Source organism: Salegentibacter mishustinae (assembly GCF_002900095.1).
Lineage (GTDB): Bacteria > Bacteroidota > Bacteroidia > Flavobacteriales > Flavobacteriaceae > Salegentibacter > Salegentibacter mishustinae.
In genome coordinates this window covers 871,534-889,707 of record NZ_LLKN01000002.1, presented here as the reverse complement: position 1 = coordinate 889,707, position 18,174 = coordinate 871,534, and the positions used below count along the sequence as shown (strand labels likewise).

19 protein-coding genes are annotated in these 18,174 nt (G+C 37.1%); 12 read left to right on the top strand and 7 right to left on the bottom strand.

The annotated features are described in order from the left end of the window. The first annotated feature begins 14 nt into the window (after positions 1 to 14). From APB85_RS06895 to APB85_RS06885, 3 genes are all read left to right on the top strand, one after another. On the top strand, positions 15 to 1,985 hold the full coding sequence (locus APB85_RS06895; protein WP_057482596.1) for a hypothetical protein: 1,971 nt from the start codon (positions 15 to 17) through the stop codon (positions 1,983 to 1,985). A 150-nt stretch (positions 1,986 to 2,135) separates the two neighbouring features. Further along, entirely contained in the window at positions 2,136 to 2,480 is a 345-nt protein-coding gene (locus APB85_RS06890) for a T9SS type A sorting domain-containing protein (RefSeq protein ID WP_057482595.1), read from the top strand. A 61-nt stretch (positions 2,481 to 2,541) separates the two neighbouring features. Further along, entirely contained in the window at positions 2,542 to 3,519 is a 978-nt protein-coding gene (locus APB85_RS06885) for a LuxE/PaaK family acyltransferase (protein ID WP_057482594.1), read from the top strand. Between the two features lie 228 nt (positions 3,520 to 3,747). On the opposite strand, the gene tyrS is transcribed toward APB85_RS06885, so the two are convergent. After that, positions 3,748 to 5,043, bottom strand: a complete 1,296-nt coding sequence (gene tyrS / locus APB85_RS06880; RefSeq protein ID WP_057482593.1) for a tyrosine--tRNA ligase — start codon at positions 5,041 to 5,043, stop codon at positions 3,748 to 3,750. A gap of 176 nt (positions 5,044 to 5,219) precedes the next feature. Here tyrS and APB85_RS06875 point away from each other — a divergent pair, with 176 nt between their 5' ends. Next, positions 5,220 to 6,233 carry an NAD-dependent epimerase/dehydratase family protein gene (locus tag APB85_RS06875; RefSeq protein WP_057482592.1) on the top strand — a complete coding sequence of 338 codons (1,014 nt, stop codon included), beginning with the start codon at positions 5,220 to 5,222 and terminating at the stop codon, positions 6,231 to 6,233. On the opposite strand, the gene APB85_RS06870 is transcribed toward APB85_RS06875, so the two are convergent. From APB85_RS06870 to APB85_RS06860, 3 genes are read right to left on the bottom strand one after another with little or no spacing between them, the layout of a single operon-like run. After that, positions 6,230 to 6,763: a DUF4296 domain-containing protein gene (locus tag APB85_RS06870; RefSeq protein ID WP_063870600.1), complete on the bottom strand. Its 534-nt coding sequence runs from the start codon at positions 6,761 to 6,763 to the stop codon at positions 6,230 to 6,232. The genes APB85_RS06875 and APB85_RS06870 overlap by 4 nt on opposite strands. A gap of 1 nt (position 6,764) precedes the next feature. Continuing rightward, positions 6,765 to 8,108 (bottom strand): dihydroorotase, encoded by a 1,344-nt coding sequence (locus APB85_RS06865; protein WP_057482590.1) that lies wholly within the window; start codon positions 8,106 to 8,108, stop codon positions 6,765 to 6,767. Next, the gene (locus tag APB85_RS06860) at positions 8,105 to 8,839 is read right to left on the bottom strand and encodes a polyprenol monophosphomannose synthase (RefSeq protein ID WP_057482589.1); all 735 of its coding nucleotides are present in this window, start codon (positions 8,837 to 8,839) and stop codon (positions 8,105 to 8,107) included. Before APB85_RS06860 ends, APB85_RS06865 begins: the two co-directional genes overlap by 4 nt. Before the next feature lie 85 nt (positions 8,840 to 8,924). On the opposite strand from APB85_RS06860, the gene APB85_RS06855 reads away from it, so the two are divergent. Together APB85_RS06855 and APB85_RS06850 are read left to right on the top strand one after the other, a co-directional pair. Then, complete coding sequence (locus tag APB85_RS06855) at positions 8,925 to 9,602, top strand: DUF4271 domain-containing protein (RefSeq protein WP_317039038.1); 678 nt, start codon at positions 8,925 to 8,927, stop codon at positions 9,600 to 9,602. Between the two features lie 28 nt (positions 9,603 to 9,630). Then, positions 9,631 to 10,377, top strand: a complete 747-nt coding sequence (locus tag APB85_RS06850) for a uroporphyrinogen-III synthase (protein ID WP_057482587.1) — start codon at positions 9,631 to 9,633, stop codon at positions 10,375 to 10,377. 127 nt (positions 10,378 to 10,504) lie between these two features. On the opposite strand, the gene pckA is transcribed toward APB85_RS06850, so the two are convergent. Continuing rightward, entirely contained in the window at positions 10,505 to 12,106 is a 1,602-nt protein-coding gene (gene pckA, locus APB85_RS06845) for a phosphoenolpyruvate carboxykinase (ATP) (RefSeq protein ID WP_057482586.1), read from the bottom strand. A gap of 76 nt (positions 12,107 to 12,182) precedes the next feature. Continuing rightward, positions 12,183 to 12,572: a DUF423 domain-containing protein gene (locus APB85_RS06840; RefSeq protein WP_057482585.1), complete on the bottom strand. Its 390-nt coding sequence runs from the start codon at positions 12,570 to 12,572 to the stop codon at positions 12,183 to 12,185. A 68-nt stretch (positions 12,573 to 12,640) separates the two neighbouring features. Between APB85_RS06840 and APB85_RS06835 the strand changes: the two genes are divergently transcribed. The 4 genes from APB85_RS06835 (at position 12,641) to APB85_RS06820 (ending at position 15,509) form a co-directional block, all read left to right on the top strand. Further along, positions 12,641 to 14,014 (top strand): saccharopine dehydrogenase family protein, encoded by a 1,374-nt coding sequence (locus APB85_RS06835; RefSeq protein WP_057482584.1) that lies wholly within the window; start codon positions 12,641 to 12,643, stop codon positions 14,012 to 14,014. A gap of 53 nt (positions 14,015 to 14,067) precedes the next feature. After that, entirely contained in the window at positions 14,068 to 14,538 is a 471-nt protein-coding gene (locus APB85_RS06830) for an Lrp/AsnC ligand binding domain-containing protein (protein ID WP_057482583.1), read from the top strand. A 42-nt stretch (positions 14,539 to 14,580) separates the two neighbouring features. After that, positions 14,581 to 14,895, top strand: coding sequence for a hypothetical protein (locus APB85_RS06825; RefSeq protein ID WP_057482582.1), 315 nt, complete (start codon positions 14,581 to 14,583; stop codon positions 14,893 to 14,895). A gap of 83 nt (positions 14,896 to 14,978) precedes the next feature. Beyond that, complete coding sequence (locus APB85_RS06820; RefSeq protein WP_057482581.1) at positions 14,979 to 15,509, top strand: ferritin; 531 nt, start codon at positions 14,979 to 14,981, stop codon at positions 15,507 to 15,509. A 214-nt stretch (positions 15,510 to 15,723) separates the two neighbouring features. On the opposite strand, the gene APB85_RS06815 is transcribed toward APB85_RS06820, so the two are convergent. Further along, on the bottom strand, positions 15,724 to 16,410 hold the full coding sequence (locus APB85_RS06815) for a zinc metallopeptidase (protein WP_057482580.1): 687 nt from the start codon (positions 16,408 to 16,410) through the stop codon (positions 15,724 to 15,726). Positions 16,411 to 16,717: 307 nt separating this feature from the next. Here APB85_RS06815 and pyrH point away from each other — a divergent pair, with 307 nt between their 5' ends. Both pyrH and frr read left to right on the top strand, forming a co-directional pair. Beyond that, complete coding sequence (gene pyrH / locus APB85_RS06810) at positions 16,718 to 17,425, top strand: UMP kinase (RefSeq protein WP_057482579.1); 708 nt, start codon at positions 16,718 to 16,720, stop codon at positions 17,423 to 17,425. 31 nt (positions 17,426 to 17,456) lie between these two features. Continuing rightward, positions 17,457 to 18,011, top strand: a complete 555-nt coding sequence (frr, locus tag APB85_RS06805; protein ID WP_057482578.1) for a ribosome recycling factor — start codon at positions 17,457 to 17,459, stop codon at positions 18,009 to 18,011. The last annotated feature ends 163 nt before the right edge of the window (positions 18,012 to 18,174 follow it).

Sequence of the window (18,174 nt, the reverse complement as noted above, 5' to 3'; positions counted from 1 at the left end):
TTAAAACCTAAATTATGAAAATGTTTAAAACCAAATTTTTACCAACTTTAGCCCTGGCACTAGGTGTGTCAATCACGAGCTGCAGCTCTGATGATGAATTTGAAAGGCTGGACGACGACAATCCAACCCCAACCCCTGAAGGAACTGTTCTTAACGGTAGTGTTGAGGAAGATCGCACCTTAGATGGAAGCGAAACCTACAATCTTACAGGTGTTTATTCGGTAGAACCGGGAGTTACCTTAACCATCCCTGCAGGAACCGAGATTATTGCAGATACCGACGAAGATGCTACAGGTGTTTACATCGTAGTTCAAAAAGGGGGAATGATAGACATCCAGGGAACATCTTCTGCCCCGGTAATCATGAGATCTTCTAATAGTCAGCGCGGAAGCTGGGGTGGACTTGTAATTGCAGGTGACGCTGAAACTACAGCCGGTGTTGATGCAACCGCAGAAGTTGGTGGAATTATCTATGGTGGAAGCAATCCTGAAGATAATTCTGGTTCTATAGAGTACCTTGTACTTTCTGATGCCGGCGCACAAATCAACTCAGAATCACAGTACAACGGGCTTTCCCTTTATGCAGTTGGATCTGAAACAACTATTGAAAACATTGCGATCTTAAACGGTTCTGATGATGGAGTTGAATTCTTTGGAGGTTCTGTTTCAGCTACCAATCTTTATTTAGAAAATAACGAAGATGATGCTGTAGACTGGACAGAAGGTTGGAATGGTACAGTTACCAATACCTATGTACTGCACAGTATCGAAAATTTCTCTACTGCAATTGAAGCTGATGGTGTGGATGGAAATCCAACTATCGAGAACTTTACTGCAGTTTCTTCTACCGGTGGAGTTGCTTTACAATTTAAAGCGCAATCTGGCGCAACTATTAATGGCCTTTCCCTTTCAGGATATGATACCGCTTTGGATATCGCTGAAGAAAGCAGAACAGACCTTTCTGGAATTCAATTAAACGGTGCTACCGCAGAGTTGGATATGGATTATTCTGAAGCTCAAACCGTAGATCCTTCTATGTTTGACTGGGTTGATAATCGTGGAAATGTTTCTGTACTTCCAGGTACTATTGATACAGATCTTGCTTTAGACGCAAATTCAGAATATATAATTAACGGTGTGGTTTCTGTAGAAGAAGGTGCAACTTTAACAATTCCTGCAGGAACTAAAATTACTGCAAGAAGTGATAATAACACAGAAGGAACCAGCATTTATATTGTTGTTCAAAAAGGAGCAATGATTAATGTTGAAGGAACAGAAGATAACCCAGTGGTAATGTCTTCTACCTCTGGTGTTGCAGGAAGCTGGGGCGGACTTGTAATTGCAGGTAATGCCGAAACTACTGCCGGAATTGATGCTACTGCAGAAGTAGGTGGAATTATCTACGGAGGAGATAATCCTGAAGACAACTCAGGGTCAATTGAATACCTTATACTATCTGATGCTGGAGCTCAAATTAATTCAGAATCACAATACAACGGTCTTTCGCTTTATGCAGTTGGATCTGAAACAAACATTCAAAATATTGCGATCTTAAACGGTTCTGATGATGGCGTTGAATTTTTTGGAGGTTCTGTATCAGCGACCAATCTTTATTTAGAAAATAATGAAGATGATGCTGTAGACTGGACAGAAGGCTGGAATGGTTCGGTAACCAACACTTATGTTTACCATACTATTCCAAATTTTTCAACCGCGATTGAAGCTGATGGGGTAAATGGAAATCCTACTGTTGAGAATTTTACTGCAGTTTCAGAAACCGGAGGAATTGCGTTGCAATTTAAAGCACAATCTGGAGCTACAATAACAGGTCTTTCTCTTTCAGGTTACGACACTGCAATTGATATTGCCGAGGAAGGAAGAACAGATCTTTCTGGAATCCAGATTGAAGGTGAAGACGCAAGCTTAGAAGTTGCTTACGAAACGGAAGCCACTGTAGATGCTGAAATGTTTAGCTGGGTACAGTAATTTGTAGTATTATTTAATAATGATTTAGCTCAAAAAGGCTGCCCTCACAGGCAGCCTTTTTTTAGTAAAAAATTAATACTTAATGCACAATAAATCTGGCAAGATTTTTGAATTTTTATCGTAAGTTTGTAAAAACCTCTAGAAAAAAGAATGAAGCAATACTACTTCTATAGTTTCATAATAGCTGTTTTCCTCACATTTTCTGCGCCAAACGCAGTTTATGCCCAGGAGACTACTAGCTCGGGGAATAAAACCGAAATTCCCATAGAGGGCCTATCTATTTATCCAAACCCGGTAACCAACGGGAAAGTTTATATCAGCACTTCCAACAATAAAGAAAAGGATATCCAGATTTATAATGTTTTAGGAAAACCTGTTCAACGCACTAAGTTAAGGGGAAGAGAGCTCGATGTTTCTAACCTAAGCGCAGGGATCTACATTTTAAAAATTAAAGAAGAAAAAGCTACCGCTACAAGAAAGTTGGTGGTAAGATAAACTTATACCCATAAGGCATATCTTAGATTTCTTAACTTCGCTTTTCTAAATTTCCATAAGAATGTTAGCTGAAAGAATTTTTAATATTTCTACTCAGAAAGATTTTAATGAAATTACTCTTGAAGTTTTTTCCTATCAGTTTCAACACAATCCTGTTTACCGCGAATTTTGCCAATTATTAAAACGAAACCCGAAAAACGTTTCCAGGGTCGAAGAGATTCCATTTCTACCTATAGAATTCTTTAAAAAGAAGAAAATTATTTCTTCCGAAAAAACTCCTGAGATAATTTTTACCAGCAGCGGCACTACCGGTTCTGCTACCAGCAAACATTACGTAACCGACCTAAATGTATATGAAAAAAGCTTTTTAAAGGCTTTTGAAATTTTCTACGGAAATCCTGAGGAAATAGTTATTCTGGCCTTGCTACCTTCTTATTTAGAACGCCGGGGCTCTTCGCTAATCTATATGGCCGATAGTTTAATAAAGCGCAGCAAACATCCCGAAAGCGGCTTTTATTTAGATGACCTTGAAGCTTTACAACATAAACTTAAAGAATTAGACAAAACCGGGAAGAAGATTCTTCTCCTGGGTGTTTCATTCGCCTTACTGAATTTAGTAGAAACTTACAATTTCGACTTAAAAAACACCACAATTATGGAAACCGGCGGAATGAAGGGCCGTCGAAAAGAAATGATTAGGGAAGAATTGCATCAAATTCTTACCGAAGGATTTGGAGTAAACAAAATCCATAGTGAATATGGAATGACCGAATTACTTTCGCAATCTTATTCTAAAGGCAACGGAGTTTTTGAAACTCCGCCGTGGATGAAAATTCTTATACGTGATCCCGAAGATGCCCTTGTTTATCTCCCAAAACACAAGACTGGTGGCATAAACGTGATAGACCTGGCCAATTTTAACTCTTGTTCATTTATCGCAACTCAAGATTTAGCTAGACAAATAAATGATGACAGCACAGAAATTCTTGGAAGATTTGATAATAGCGATATTCGGGGATGCAACCTTTTAATCCTATAACAATTACTCTCTAAACATTAGCTAATAAAAAACTAAATATCAGCACGTTATAGTTAAAATATGCTAAAGCCTGTAAATTTTCAGGAGTTCTATCGACTTAGTATATGTAAGAAGAATGTTGAATAAATTGAATTGATTCTTACGGCTAAGTGAAATTTTTTCATATTAGATTGGTTAGTTAGTTGCAAGCCCCGCAAACGTCCTGTTTACGGGGCTTTGTATTTTTAACTAAACCGTTCTAATAATATAAGTATTCTTCTTTCCCTTATTAATAATTACGTATTTACCATTAATAAGATCATTAGCGGTAATAGTATAATCCTCTTTTACCTTTTCTTTATTTACAGAAACAGAATTTTCCTTAAGCGCCCTTCTAGCTTCACCGTTGGATTGTAAGAAATTGGTTTTAGCCGATAAAGCTCCAATCATATCCAAACCATTTTCTATTTCAGCTTTGGCAATTTCAGCTTGAGGTACACCTTCAAAAACGTCTAAAAAAGTAGCCTCGTCTAAAGATTTTAAATCATCAGCGGTACTTTTACCAAAGAGTACTTCAGAAGCTTTTACAGCATTTTCATAATCCTCTTGTGAATGCACCATCACGGTAATTTCTTCAGCCAAAGTTTTTTGAAGCGCACGTAAATGAGGTGCTTCTTTATGCTCCTCAACAATTTTTTCTATTTCAGCTTTACTTAATAAGGTAAAGATCTTAATATATTTTTCAGCATCAACATCACTGGTGTTTAACCAGTACTGGTAGAATTTATAAGGCGAGGTACGCTTAGGATCCAACCAAACATTTCCGCCTTCGGTTTTCCCAAATTTAGTACCATCGGCTTTTGTAATTAAGGGGCAGGTTAAAGCATAACCTTTTCCATTGGCCACACGCCTAATCATTTCGGTTCCCGTAGTAATATTCCCCCACTGGTCGCTTCCGCCCATTTGCAGGGTACAATCATTTTCCCTGAACAAATGCAGAAAATCGTAACCTTGTACTAACTGGTAGGTAAATTCGGTAAACGACATTCCCTCGGCAGCATCAGAAGACAAACGCTTTTTAACCGAATCTTTCGCCATCATATAATTTACGGTAATGTGCTTCCCTACATCGCGAATAAATTCCAGGAAACTGAAATTTTTCATCCAGTCGTAATTATTAACCATTACCGCAGCATTTTCCTCTTCCTTCCCAAACTCCAAAAATTTAGAAAGTTGATTTTTTATAGACTGCTGGTTATGACGTAAAGTTTTTTCATCAAGCAAATTTCGTTCTGCAGATTTTCCTGAAGGATCACCAATCATTCCCGTAGCACCACCAATTAATGCAAAAGGTTTATGCCCACAAAGCTGAAAATGCCTAAGCATCATTACACTCACTAAGTGGCCAATATGTAGCGAATCGGCTGTTGGATCTATCCCCACATAAGCGCCGCGCATTCCTTCTTTTAAATGTTCTTCGGTGCCCGGCATCACATCGTGCAACATGCCTCTCCAGGTTAATTCTTCTACAAAGTTCTTATTCATAATTCAAGTAATTTTAAGCAAAAATAATAGTAAAATACCTCGAAGCAAGTCCGCGAGGCTCTATTACTAAATAATATTTTGATTTGTTGGAAAATTTCGGAGATTTAAATCTCCACTATCGAGTAAAGATACCATAAACTCTTATTTTTCCTAAGTGGTTTTGGTATATTTACCACATGATTTTAGTTACAGGCGGCACCGGACTTGTAGGTTCACATTTATTGCTGAATTTATTAAAAGCCGGCAAAAAAGTTAGAGCCCTTCATCGAAAAAACAGCGACCTCGCGGCGGTTGAGCACGTTTTCAACTATTATACTTCTACTGAAGAAGCCAAAAGCCTATTCCAACAAATTGAATGGTTTGAAGCCGATATTACCAACATACCTCAACTCAACGTAGCATTTAAAAACATACAATATGTTTATCATTGTGCAGCCCTGGTTTCTTTTGATCCTGCAGATGATAAAAAACTTAGAAAAATTAATATTGAAGGTACCGCAAAAATCGTAAACCTATGTATTGCCTTTAAAGTTGAGAAATTGTGTTATGTAAGTAGTGTTGCTGCGCTTGGAAAAAGCTTAAACAACAAAGAAATTAACGAACGTAGCACGTGGAATCCTGAAGACGACCATAGCGACTATGCAATTTCTAAATATGGTGCCGAAATTGAAACCTGGCGAGGTACGCAGGAAGGAGTTCCAACCGTAATTGTAAAACCGGGAGTAATTATTGGTCCCGGGTTTTGGGAAGAAGGTACCGGCAAAATCTTCTCAAAAATTGACAAGGGAATGAATTACCACTTCCCTAAAATTGCCGGGTTCGTGGGCGTGAAAGATGTAGTAGACGTGATGCAGAAAATTATGCAGGCTGAGATTGCAAATGAAGATTATATTTTAGTTTCAGAAAATCTTAGTTTTAAAACTGTTTTTGAGCTAACAGCAACCGAATTGGGCAAACCAAAACCCCAAAAATCCTTAAAAAAATGGATGCTCTGGTTTGGCTGGTTCTTTCAGAAAATTGGTGGATTTTTTGGCGCAAAAAGGAATATCACGAAAAATACGGTAAATACCCTATTTCAACATGCCGTGTATAATAATGAAAAAATAAAAGGAAGTATTGGTTTTGAATTTACGCCCATGCAAAAAGTAATTGCTGAAACGGCTAAATGCTATAAAAAAGATAAGGCTTAATTCCTGGACATTGGATTAGGAAGGCTATCTTTCACCAAATTATTTAGCGAATCTTTTTCGTTTATAATAGAATCTGAAATTCTCTCAATTTCCCGCTGCTCTTTAGGATTTAAAGAATCTTTCACTTTCCTTAAAGAGTCCCGTTTAGCTTCAGCAATAGAATCTTTAAGCCGCTGTTCCTTCTTTTGAAGAGTATCCAGCTTAACTTTCATTCTTTCAAAGCCCTGTTTTACACTGTCATAAATACGCTGATAAATTTCATAATTATCAGCGTAATAATCGTTGCTGCGTTTAAATTGAAGACTATCTATATTATATTTCTCAAAAACATATTCCTGGCCTTCAATCCCGGTGTTTTCAAAAATACGCTTATTAAAATTTCTAGCTGACTGGAGCAGGGAAATCTCAGTAATTACATCTACCATTTTATCTTCAGAAATAAGATCTTCCGGCTTTTCAGATTTTTCAATATCCTGACACGCGACAAAGACCACGGTGAGACTAAAAAGTAAAATGATTTTTTTAAACATATTATCTATCAAACTGCAAACGCTCTGCCACTTTTGCAAATGGTTGATGCTTGAAGTTCCTGTATACTAAATTTCCATTCACGAATGTGTGCGTTACTCGAGATTTAAAGGTCACGCCTTCAAAAGGAGACCAGCCACATTTATACTGAATATTATCTGGTTGCACCGACCAGGGCGCGTTTAGATCTACCAGTACCAAATCGGCTTTATAACCTTCTCTAATAAATCCGCGATCTTTTATCTGGAATAAAATAGCTGGATTATGACACATTTTTTCTACAATCTTCTCTAAAGAAATTTTTTCCTGATGATAGAATTGTAGCATTGCAGCAAGGGAATGCTGTACCAGCGGGCCTCCACTTGGAGCTTTAGTATAAACATTCTTCTTTTCTTCCTTAGTATGTGGGGCGTGATCTGTAGCCACAACATCAAGCAAATCGTTATTTAAAGCTTTCATTAAAGCTTCCTGATCTTTCTCGGTTTTCACCGCAGGATTCCATTTAATCAAAGTTCCTTTTTTCTTATAATCGGAATCATTGAACCAAAGATGGTGAATACAAACCTCTGCAGTGATCTTTTTATCTTTAAGCTTTTTCTTGTTGCTGAATAAACTCAGTTCCTTTTCTGTAGAAACGTGAAAAACGTGCAATCTTGCCCCGGTCTTTTTAGCTAAAGCCACTGCACGGGAAGAAGATTTATAGCAAGCTTCTTCGCTTCTTATATTTGGATGCTCTTCAATTGGAATATCATCACCATAACGCTCTGTGTATTCCTGAAGATTTTTTTGTATCGTTTCTTCGTCTTCACAATGCACCGCGATAAGCAATGGAGATTTAGAGAAGATCTGCTCCAAAACCTTTTCGTCATCTACCAGCATATTTCCGGTGGAAGAACCTAAAAACAGTTTTAAAGCTGCGGTAGTTTTTGGATCTACCTTTAGAATTTCTTCCAGGTTATCATTAGTACCACCAAACATAAAAGAGTAGTTGGCATAAGATTTCGCTTCAGCCAACTTAAATTTTTCTTCCAGTTTTTCTATGGTAGTAGTTTGTGGAATGGTATTAGGCATTTCTATAAAAGAAGTGATTCCTCCGGCAACTGCCGCGCGAGAACCCATTTCTATATTTTCCTTATGGGTTAGCCCGGGTTCTCTAAAATGCACCTGATCGTCTATCACGCCGGGCAGCAAGTGTGTGCCTTCAGCATCAAAGATTTGTACATCTGGAGATTTAGCGCTAATGCTTTCGGCAATTTCTACAATTATGCCACCTTCAATAAAAACATCGGCTTCAGTAATTTTACCCTCATTTACAATCTTCGCGTTCTTGATTAAGACCTTCTTCATTTCAATTTAATCTGCTTAAAAAGACTTTTAATCTTCATTATTATTACCCCAAAAATAGCTTCAGAAATTATGGAGCCACTCATTTTTGAAGTTCCCCGGGTTCTATCTGTAAATATCACGGGAACTTCTTCTAATCTATATTTCAGCAAATATGCCTTAAACTTCATTTCTATCTGGAAAGCATAACCTACAAACTGAATACTATCCAAATCTATTGTCTCTAGCACTTTTCGTTTATAACAAACAAAACCGGCCGTGGTATCATGGATATCCATTCCGGTAATAAATCTTACATATTTAGATGCCAGCCAGGATAACAAAACCCTACTCATAGGCCAGTTAATCACATTAACACCCGTAACATAGCGAGAACCTATAGCCACATCGGCATCGTTCCTTTTGCAGGTATTGAACAATCTAACAAGATCGTTGGGATTATGAGAAAAATCGGCATCCATCTCAAAAACATACTCGTAATCCCTTTGCAGCGCCCATTTAAAACCGTGAATATAAGCTGTTCCCAAACCAAGCTTTCCCATTCTTTCTTCCAGGAAAAGATTATCGTGAAACTCAGCTTGCAATGTTCTTACACGGGTTGCGGTACCATCTGGAGAGTTATCATCTACCACCAAAATATGAAATTCTTTTTGTTGAGAAAACACATTTCTAACCAGTCTCTCAATGTTTTCAATTTCATTAAAGGTGGGTACAATGACTATCCCCTTTACCATCTTACCAATTTTTGCACAAATGTAGGCATTTTAAATCTTCGTTTCCCGGCTTAATCTTCAAGTTTTAACCTCAAAATAATTATACATTTGCATAAAAAATTTAATCCTGGAAGCTGTAGAAAGACATATTAATTCACTAGACTGGATCACCCTTACTTTAATGGGTGCATTCTTGCTATTAGCCATTGTGAAAACCGCATATCCACAGCGTTTCGAAGATTTTCTTTCACTGCTTACTTCAAACAAATTTATGATGTTTAGGGGAAAGAAGAACAAAGCTTTTCATCCTTTTAACATTTTGCTTTTCTTTGTTCATCTCATCTCTTTTTCCCTGCTTTTTTATCTGTTTTTTAATTACTTCTGGGAAGAATCTTCTTTAGAACCGGTCTTCCTCTTTATAAGAATCGCCACTGCTTATGCTAGTTTTGTCTTACTTAAATTTGGCCTGGAAAAAATAGTTGGGAACGTTTTTGATTTAGATGCACAGATAGATTCTTACCTATACCAAAAAATAAGTTACCGCAATTTTATAGGACTTATTTTGTTAATTCCCAGTTTAATATTCATCTATACCTTTACTCCTACTGCCTTTACCCTATACAGTCTATTGGGTATTTTAGTCCTAACCAATATATTTAGCCTGTTATTGATTTACAGAAAAAATCAAAGTCTTATTACAGGTAATTGGTTTTATTTTATTTTGTACCTTTGCGCTCTCGAAATTGCCCCTTATATTATTTTGTACAAGCTAATTACAATTTAAAAAAAGGATCAAATAAAAGTATTGATATATGAAAGTGAAAACAATTTTGGTTTCCCAGCCCGAGCCTAAAGTAGAGAATTCTCCTTATTTTGAGCTTGAGGAAAAACAAAAAGTAAAAATTGATTTCATCCCTTTTATCCACGTAGAAGGTGTTTCTTCTAAAGAAGTACGCCAGCAAAAAGTAGATCTTACTAAGTATTCAGCTATTATCCTTACCAGCCGTAATGCCGTAGATCATTTTTTTAGAATTGCCGAGGAATTGAGGTTTAAGGTGCCAGATACCCTTAAATATTTTTGTTTGAGTGAAGCTGTAGCCTATTATTTACAGAAATATGTAGTTTACCGCAAGCGGAAAATCTATGTTGGCAAAAGAACTTTTGCCGATCTTTCTCCACTTATTAAGAAATATAAGAACGAGAAGTTTTTATTACCATCTTCTGATATGCTGAAGCCAGATGTTCCTAAAACCCTGGATAAATTAGGCGTTGAATGGAAGCAGGCTACATTTTACAAAACTGTAGTAAGCGATCTTTCTAACCTGCGTGACGTAACTTATGATATTTTGGTTTTCTTTAGCCCAAGCGGTATTAAATCACTATTCGAAAATTTTCCAGATTTTGAACAGAATGAAACTAAAATAGCGGTGTTTGGAAACACTACTATAAAGGCAGCTAAGGAACACGGACTAACCGTAAACATCAAGGCGCCAACACCAGATACTCCATCTATGACGATGGCATTGCAAAAATATATTGCTGAAGCAAATAAGAAATAACCTATAGAAGCATTTTAAACTTCACCCAGTGATTTAAGATTACCTTCCATTTATATATTTCCATTAAAAAATCCGGTACGAATATGTACCGGATTTTTTTGATTCAATTAACTAATTAAAAACAATGCTATGAGGAAGTTGGCCCGCCGGCCATAATTTCATCATTGGCATATTCTTCAAACTTTTCAAAGTTCTTTTTAAAGGAGCTTGAAAGTTCTCCCGCCTTTTTATCATAAGCCGCTTTATCTTCCCAGGTTTTTTTAGGATTTAAAACCTCAGCAGGAACATCTGGACAATTTACAGGCATTTTTAAGCCAAACACTTCATGAGTGGTATATTCAACGTCTTTCAGCTCTCCATTGAGCGCAGCGCTAATCATAGCACGAGTGTACTTAAGCTTCATTCGGTTTCCGGTACCATAAGCTCCCCCGGTCCACCCGGTATTAACCAACCATACGTTCACGCCGGCTTCTTTCATTTTTGCACTTAACATCTCGGCATATTTCGTAGGATGTAAAGGCATAAAAGGAGCACCAAAACAAGCTGAAAAGCTTGGTAAAGGCTCGTTAATTCCAGCTTCTGTACCCGCCACTTTAGCCGTATATCCACTTATAAAATGATATGCAGCCTGGCCTGGTGTAAGTTTGCTTATTGGAGGCAAAACTCCAAAAGCATCAGCCGTAAGGAAAAATATATTTTTTGGATTTACACCTACCGAAGGCACCTTTATGTTATCTATATGATCTATTGGATAACTCACCCTTGTATTTTGAGTAATGCTGGTATCAGCAAAATCTACATTGCCTTCGTCATCCAGAACAACATTTTCTAGAATGGCTCCGGGTTTAATAGCCCTGTAAATATCGGGTTCGTTTTCTTCGGTTAGGTTAATCACTTTCGCGTAGCAACCTCCTTCAAAATTAAAGATTTTATTTTCTTTGGTCCAACCATGCTCATCGTCTCCAATTAGTTTTCTATTTGGGTCTGCAGAGAGCGTAGTTTTACCCGTACCGGAAAGGCCGAAAAATATCGCGGTATCTCCATCTTCCCCAACATTTGCCGAGCAATGCATTGGTAGGGTATCTCTATCTACCGGAAGTATAAAATTTAAAGCTGAAAAAATTCCTTTTTTGATCTCGCCGGTATATCCGGTGCCACCAATTAAAGCAATTTTTTTGCTGAAATTAAGAATGGCAAAATTCTCTTGCCTGGTACCGTCTACTTTAGGATCTGCTTTAAAACCAGGCGCATTCAGGATTAACCAATCTTCCTGGAAGTTCTTCAACTCTTTTTCTTCGGGTCTCAAAAACATATTATAAGCAAACATGTTAGACCAGGGATATTCGTTTACCACCCTAATATTTAAGCGGTATTTATCTTCCGCACAAGCATAAGCATCTCGTGCATAGATTTCTTTCCCAGAAAGATATGTTGCAACTTTAGCATACAGCTTGTCAAATTTATCTGGATCAAAAGGGATGTTGATCTCTCCCCACCAAACTTTCTCGCGAGTTACCTCATCTTTTACTATAAAGCGATCTTTTGGGGATCTCCCGGTAAACTCTCCAGTATTAATTGCCAAAGCGCCAGAATTTGTTTCAGTTCCAAGGCCATGTTCGATGGTATCATAATGAAGTTCTTCAGGAGATAACTGGTAATGTACCCTTGCGTTTTTGATTCCGTAATTTTCTAGCGAAATCGTTTTCGTAGTTTGGGTATGTACGTCCATAAAATTAAAGTGTGTGGTTTGTTTATGGGTACAAAATTATAAATCTTATAGAGATAAACTGCTAAACTTTCTTAAATTATTTCCGCTTTATTTTTATGAATTCGAGCAGTAGAAAAGTCCACCCCGCTATTAATAGCGTACCTCCCAGCGGGGTAACCAATGCAATTCCACTAAAATCTATAGGTGTTAAATTATTAGTAGCTAGCAAATATATTGAGCCAGAAAAGCAAATCACTCCAAATAATAGTAAGAAAAAAATAGGTTTTTGAAAGCGAAATGGCTCCAGTCTAAAACCTCCTATTAAAAGAAACAACAAGGCATGATACATTTGGTATTTCGCCCCGGTTTCAAAAGAATCGCTGGCTGCTTCATCTAATAATGGTTTTAAGCCATGTGCACCAAAAGCCCCAATTATTACCGCTAAAAGTCCTAAAATCGCTCCGGTTATTAAAAATTTCCTATTCATTTAGGTTATTTTTTATGAGTTAAAGATTTAATACATTCGTTAACCACTACACAAAACTAATTTATTTTATGAAAGAAATCTTAATAATAGGGGCGGGAAAATCTACCTCCGTCCTAATTGACCACCTTTTGTCTAAAGCCGAGGCAGAAGATCTATTTTTAAAAATTGGAGATATTGATCTGGAAAATGCTAAAAAAGCCTGCGGAAATAAAAGTCGCTGTGAAGCATTTCACCTTGATATTTTTAATGCAGAAAGCAGGGAGAACGCGGTTAAAAACGCCGATATCGTAATTTCTATGCTTCCGGCGAGGTTTCATATTGAAGTGGCCCAGGCCTGCGTGAAATTCAAAAAAAATATGGTAACCGCTTCTTACATAAGCAAAGAAATGAAAACTTTAGACGAAGAAGTAAAGGAAAACGGACTCATATTTATGAATGAAATTGGGGTAGACCCCGGCATTGACCATATGAGTGCCATGCAGGTAATAGACCGAATTCGCGATAAAGGTGGAAAAATGCTCTTATTCGAATCCTTTACCGGCGGCCTCGTTGCCCCAGAAAGTGATACCAACCTCTGGAACTATAAATTCACCTGGAACCCAAGAAATGTTGTCGTTGCAGGCCAGGGTGGTGTTGCCAAATTTATCCAGGAAGGTAAATACAAATACATTCCATATCATAGACTGTTTAGAAGAACAGAACTTTTACAAGTAGAAGGTTATGGAAAATTTGAAGGTTACGCCAATAGAAACTCATTAGATTATATGAGTATTTACGGCCTGGAAGATGTACTTACACTTTATCGTGGGACAATTAGAAGAGTTGGTTTCAGCCGGGCTTGGAATATGTTTGTGCAACTGGGAATGACAGATGATAGCTTTACAATTAAAGATTCAGAAGATATGAGCTATCGTGATTTTGTAAATTCGTTTCTTCCTTACTCTCCTACAGATACCGTTGAGCTTAAACTTCGGCATAATTTAAAGATAGATCAGGACGATCTTATGTGGGAGAAGCTTTTGGAGCTAGATATCTTCAACAAAAACAAAAAGATTGGCATTAAAGAAGCCACTCCAGCCCAGGCTCTTCAAAAAATATTAATGGATAAATGGAGCCTTGCGGCAGATGATAAAGATATGATCGTGATGTATCATAAATTCGGTTATGAACTAAATGGCGAGAAAAAACAAATAGATGCCACCATGGTACATATTGGGAAAGATCAAAAAGAAACTGCTATGGCTAAAACCGTAGGACTTCCGGTTGCGATAGCCACTTTAAAAATTTTAAAAGGTGAAATAACCACACCGGGCGTTCAGCTTCCTATAAAGAAAGAAGTTTATGGACCTATCTTGAAAGAATTAGAAAAACACGATATTATTTTCAAAGAAACCGAAACTGAATATTTAGGGTACAATCCGTTTGGCGAAGTAGGAAATTAAATTTTTGAATTCAATTTCCTACTTTAGCTTTTTAATTAAACAAACCACCCCCAATGAAAGTTGTAAACGAAAATGTAGTTATAGATGGTATAGATAAGACCATTTTAAATTTCTTAATGGAAGATGCTAAGAAATCTATCCTTGAAATTGCCCGGAATATTGGAATTACCGGCGCGGCAGTTCATCAACGTTTACGAAAATTGGAAAAAGCCGGTTTAATTGAAGGCTCAAAACTTATGATTAACCCCCGCTTGCTTGGCTATAAAACCATGGCCTTTGTGGGGGTTTATTTAGATAAAGCGGTTAGCAACCCGCAAGCTGTAAAGCAACTTAGCCAAATCCCAGAAGTTATAGAATGCCATTACACTACTGGAAACTGGTCTATTTTTATAAAGATCTTATGTAAAGACAACGAGCACTTAATGAATGTCTTAAATAAAAATATTCAGGCTATAGAGGGCGTTTCGCGAACAGAAACTTTTATTTCGTTAAATCAACAAATAAAAAGGCAAATCAAAATTTAATTCTTTGGATTTATTCTAAATAAGAATTAATTTTGCCGCAAGATGAAAGTATTACACCAGTCTCAATTCTTTATTTCTTATCAGTGCGATAAGCAAAGATGCTTTTTCATTGAGTTTCCGCATAAATCCATTAAGCTTGGTTTTTGCCAGTTGCTGGCTTTTAGGCAACAGGTTAAGGAAATTGACCTGGAATCACATTTTAACGGGCAAAACATTCACGGGATGGAAATGCTTATGCTTTGCAACCGTCAGCATTTTTTCCTGTTTAATACTCTAGAATGCATAGATCTAAAAGAATTCATTACAGGAACTTTTGCTATGCTTGAACTCAATTCACTGCTCGCTACTTCAGTTTAATTTCTTCACTTTAGATTACTTCTAAATTCAATTCGCAATTAGGTTCTTACTTGCTATTTGGCTAATTTTATAAAAAATGACCAATGAAAGATTTAGTAAGACAAAAATTAAGCATCCATGTAGATGTCATGGATCTTTTAAATAAACAAATTGAAAAAGAAGCACACTCCTCATCAGCCTATTTAGCAATGGCATCCTGGTGTGACCATAACGCCCTTTCTTATAGCGCAGATTTTTTCTACGAACAGGCTGCCGAAGAAAGAGAGCATATGATGAAGATCTTTAGATATATTAACGATAACGGCGGTACTGCTTTTTCTCCTGAAGTTAGTGGTGTAAACCACGATTTTAAATCTTTGGAAGAAATCTTTGAAACCGCTTTAGACCAGGAAATAGCTATCACCAAATCAATACATAACCTGGTAGGAAAATGCCGAAAGGTAAACGATTATACTACAGAATATTTTCTACACTGGTTTATCCAGGAACAAATGGAAGAAGAACAAACCATGCGCCGTGCGCTTGAGTTATTCGACCTTATGGGAACCGATGGTCTTGGACTTAAATTGCTAGACGAGCGTATCCCACAAATTAGAGATAAACGCCCGGAATAGATTTTTAGCAAAAATATTTCTGGAATTAAGCTTCCTTTTACATCGTCATTCTGAATTTATTTCAGGATCTAAGTTTTTGATTATCAAAACATATTAGAAGCCGAAACTAGTTCTGTTTGACGAATAAAGGCTTTTCTAATTATACGAAATAAAAAACCCGCTTCAGCTGAAGCGGGTTTTCTTTTTATAATTTTCCGAAGAAACAATTTCAGTATTAATCTCTTCCCATATAAATACTAAGAAAGTAAAGTAAAGTAGCTAAAGAACCAACTGCGGCAACCACATAAGTTCTTGCGGCCCATTTTAAGGAGTCTTCGGCGGCTTCGTGTTCCTGGCCCGAAACCATATTTTCGGTTTCTAACCAGGCTAAAGCGCGCTTACTCGCATCATATTCTACGGGTAAAGTTATAAAACTAAACAAAGTTCCCATCCCGAACATAATAATTCCAATAAGTAAAACGGTGCTTCCTATAGCCGTAGTGGCCATTAAGATTAATCCTCCAAAAATTACCCATTGTGAAAATCTTGAAGCCACGCTTACCACCGGCACCAACTGGCTTCTCATGGTTAACCAGCTATAAGCATTAGCATGCTGAATAGCGTGACCGGTTTCGTGCGTTGCCACAGCTGCTGCAGCCGCGTTTCTTTGACTATAAACACCTTCAGAAAGGTTAATAGTCTTTTTTTGAGGATTGTAATGATCGGTAAGCATCCCAGGTGTAGAAATAACTTTTACATCATTAATATTGTTATCACGCAACATTTTTTCGGCAAGTTCCTTTCCACTCATTCCGTTTTGCAAATGCACTTTAGAGTATTTTTTAAACTTACTCTTCAGTTTATTGCTCACATACATACTCACTATAAAAATGAGCCCGGCAATTATATAATATCCTAACATAGTTTATCGATTTTTATTAATTCAAATGTAGCAAAAACCTCGCCATTTCAATTCATAAACCCTGGCTGACATTCTGAAAAAATCCTCCCATAATTTTAACTGAATTCCAACTTTCTCTTTATTAAATTATCAGGTGATAAATCCATTAGTCAGAAAATGATTTTTTTGATTTCGAAGCAAGGCCCCGAATATTTAAATCTTGATTATCGAATAAAAAAATTAGTAATTAGCGGAAGATTGATTGTGAATATGTTATTTTTCAGTTTAAGATATTACCTATATTTGCACCAATCACTACAAAAAGACTATGCAGTACAAAAGAATACTTTTAAAATTATCGGGAGAAGCATTAATGGGACAGCGCCAATATGGCATAGATCCCGATCGTTTGGCAGAATATGCCGAAGAGATTAAACAAGTAACCGATAAAGGAATAGAAGTAGCCATAGTTATTGGTGGCGGAAACATCTTTAGAGGTGTTGCCGGGGCCAGCAAAGGAATGGATCGCGTGCAGGGCGACCACATGGGAATGCTTGCCACTGTTATTAACGGGCTTGCTTTACAAAGCGCCCTGGAAGATGCCGATGTACAAACCAGGTTACAATCTGCCGTAAAAATAAATGAAGTAGCCGAACCTTTTATTAGAAGAAAAGCTATTCGCCATTTAGAAAAAGGCCGTGTGGTGATCTTTGGAGGAGGAACTGGAAATCCTTATTTCACAACAGATTCTGCTGCAGTTTTAAGAGCTATTGAAATTCACGCCGATGTTATCTTAAAAGGAACCCGCGTAGATGGAATTTACAATGCCGATCCTGAAAAAGACAAGCAAGCGACGAAGTTCGATTTTATTTCTTTTGATGATGTGATTAGAAAAGGTCTAAAAGTAATGGACACCACTGCTTTTACCCTAAGCCAGGAAAACGAGCTGCCAATTATTGTTTTCGATATGAATACTCCCGGAAACCTTCTAAAAGTAGTTACCGGCGAAAGAATAGGAACAAAAGTTAATTTATAAAGTTTTATTACGCTCAACTAATATTTTAAAAATGGAAGACGAAATTGAATTTATTATAGACACCGCCAAAGAAAATATGGAAAAGGCGATTGATCACTTAAAGAAACAATTGCAAAACATTCGGGCGGGTAAAGCCAACCCGGCAATGCTTGGTAGTGTAATGGTAGAATATTATGGAGCTCAAACACCGCTTCAACAGGTTGCCAATGTGAATACACCAGATGCCAGAACTATTTCTATTCAGCCCTTTGAGAAAAGTCTTATTAAAGATATTGAAAAAGGAATTATGATGGCAAACCTCGGTTTTAATCCAATGAACAACGGGGAGAGTGTAATTATAAACGTACCACCTTTAACTGAAGAGCGCCGTAAACAACTTACAAAACAAGCAAAAGCCGAAGCGGAAGATGCTAAAATTGGAGTAAGAAACGACCGAAAATCGGCTAACAACGAATTAAAGAAACTTGATATTTCTGAAGATTTACTTAGAGATGCTGAAAATGAGGTTCAGGAATTAACCGATGCTCATATTACACGTATTGACTCTATCCTTGAAAACAAGGAAAAAGAAATTATGACTATATAATAGAAAGTCATTTTCTCTTGTTATTTTAGAGGCTGTTTGAAGAATTTTAAAATCGTCATCCTGAACTGGTTTCAGGATCTAAACTAGAAGCTATAAATACTCCCGAAGTGTCGGGAAAGCTTGACGAAAACAAGTTTCTCAAACAGCCTCCTTTATTTTAGGC

What these genes read in the sequence shown, in the direction of transcription:
- APB85_RS06895 (WP_057482596.1), top strand. Translation starts at nt 15, where the DNA reads ATGAAAATGTTTAAAACCAAATTTTTACCAACTTTAGCCCTGGCACTA.
- APB85_RS06890 (WP_057482595.1), top strand. Translation starts at nt 2,136, where the DNA reads ATGAAGCAATACTACTTCTATAGTTTCATAATAGCTGTTTTCCTCACA.
- APB85_RS06885 (WP_057482594.1), top strand. Translation starts at nt 2,542, where the DNA reads ATGTTAGCTGAAAGAATTTTTAATATTTCTACTCAGAAAGATTTTAAT.
- tyrS (WP_057482593.1), bottom strand. Translation starts at nt 5,043, where the DNA reads ATGAATAAGAACTTTGTAGAAGAATTAACCTGGAGAGGCATGTTGCAC.
- APB85_RS06875 (WP_057482592.1), top strand. Translation starts at nt 5,220, where the DNA reads ATGATTTTAGTTACAGGCGGCACCGGACTTGTAGGTTCACATTTATTG.
- APB85_RS06870 (WP_063870600.1), bottom strand. Translation starts at nt 6,763, where the DNA reads ATGTTTAAAAAAATCATTTTACTTTTTAGTCTCACCGTGGTCTTTGTC.
- APB85_RS06865 (WP_057482590.1), bottom strand. Translation starts at nt 8,108, where the DNA reads ATGAAGAAGGTCTTAATCAAGAACGCGAAGATTGTAAATGAGGGTAAA.
- APB85_RS06860 (WP_057482589.1), bottom strand. Translation starts at nt 8,839, where the DNA reads ATGGTAAAGGGGATAGTCATTGTACCCACCTTTAATGAAATTGAAAAC.
- APB85_RS06850 (WP_057482587.1), top strand. Translation starts at nt 9,631, where the DNA reads ATGAAAGTGAAAACAATTTTGGTTTCCCAGCCCGAGCCTAAAGTAGAG.
- pckA (WP_057482586.1), bottom strand. Translation starts at nt 12,106, where the DNA reads ATGGACGTACATACCCAAACTACGAAAACGATTTCGCTAGAAAATTAC.
- APB85_RS06840 (WP_057482585.1), bottom strand. Translation starts at nt 12,572, where the DNA reads ATGAATAGGAAATTTTTAATAACCGGAGCGATTTTAGGACTTTTAGCG.
- APB85_RS06835 (WP_057482584.1), top strand. Translation starts at nt 12,641, where the DNA reads ATGAAAGAAATCTTAATAATAGGGGCGGGAAAATCTACCTCCGTCCTA.
- APB85_RS06830 (WP_057482583.1), top strand. Translation starts at nt 14,068, where the DNA reads ATGAAAGTTGTAAACGAAAATGTAGTTATAGATGGTATAGATAAGACC.
- APB85_RS06825 (WP_057482582.1), top strand. Translation starts at nt 14,581, where the DNA reads ATGAAAGTATTACACCAGTCTCAATTCTTTATTTCTTATCAGTGCGAT.
- APB85_RS06820 (WP_057482581.1), top strand. Translation starts at nt 14,979, where the DNA reads ATGAAAGATTTAGTAAGACAAAAATTAAGCATCCATGTAGATGTCATG.
- APB85_RS06815 (WP_057482580.1), bottom strand. Translation starts at nt 16,410, where the DNA reads ATGTTAGGATATTATATAATTGCCGGGCTCATTTTTATAGTGAGTATG.
- pyrH (WP_057482579.1), top strand. Translation starts at nt 16,718, where the DNA reads ATGCAGTACAAAAGAATACTTTTAAAATTATCGGGAGAAGCATTAATG.
- frr (WP_057482578.1), top strand. Translation starts at nt 17,457, where the DNA reads ATGGAAGACGAAATTGAATTTATTATAGACACCGCCAAAGAAAATATG.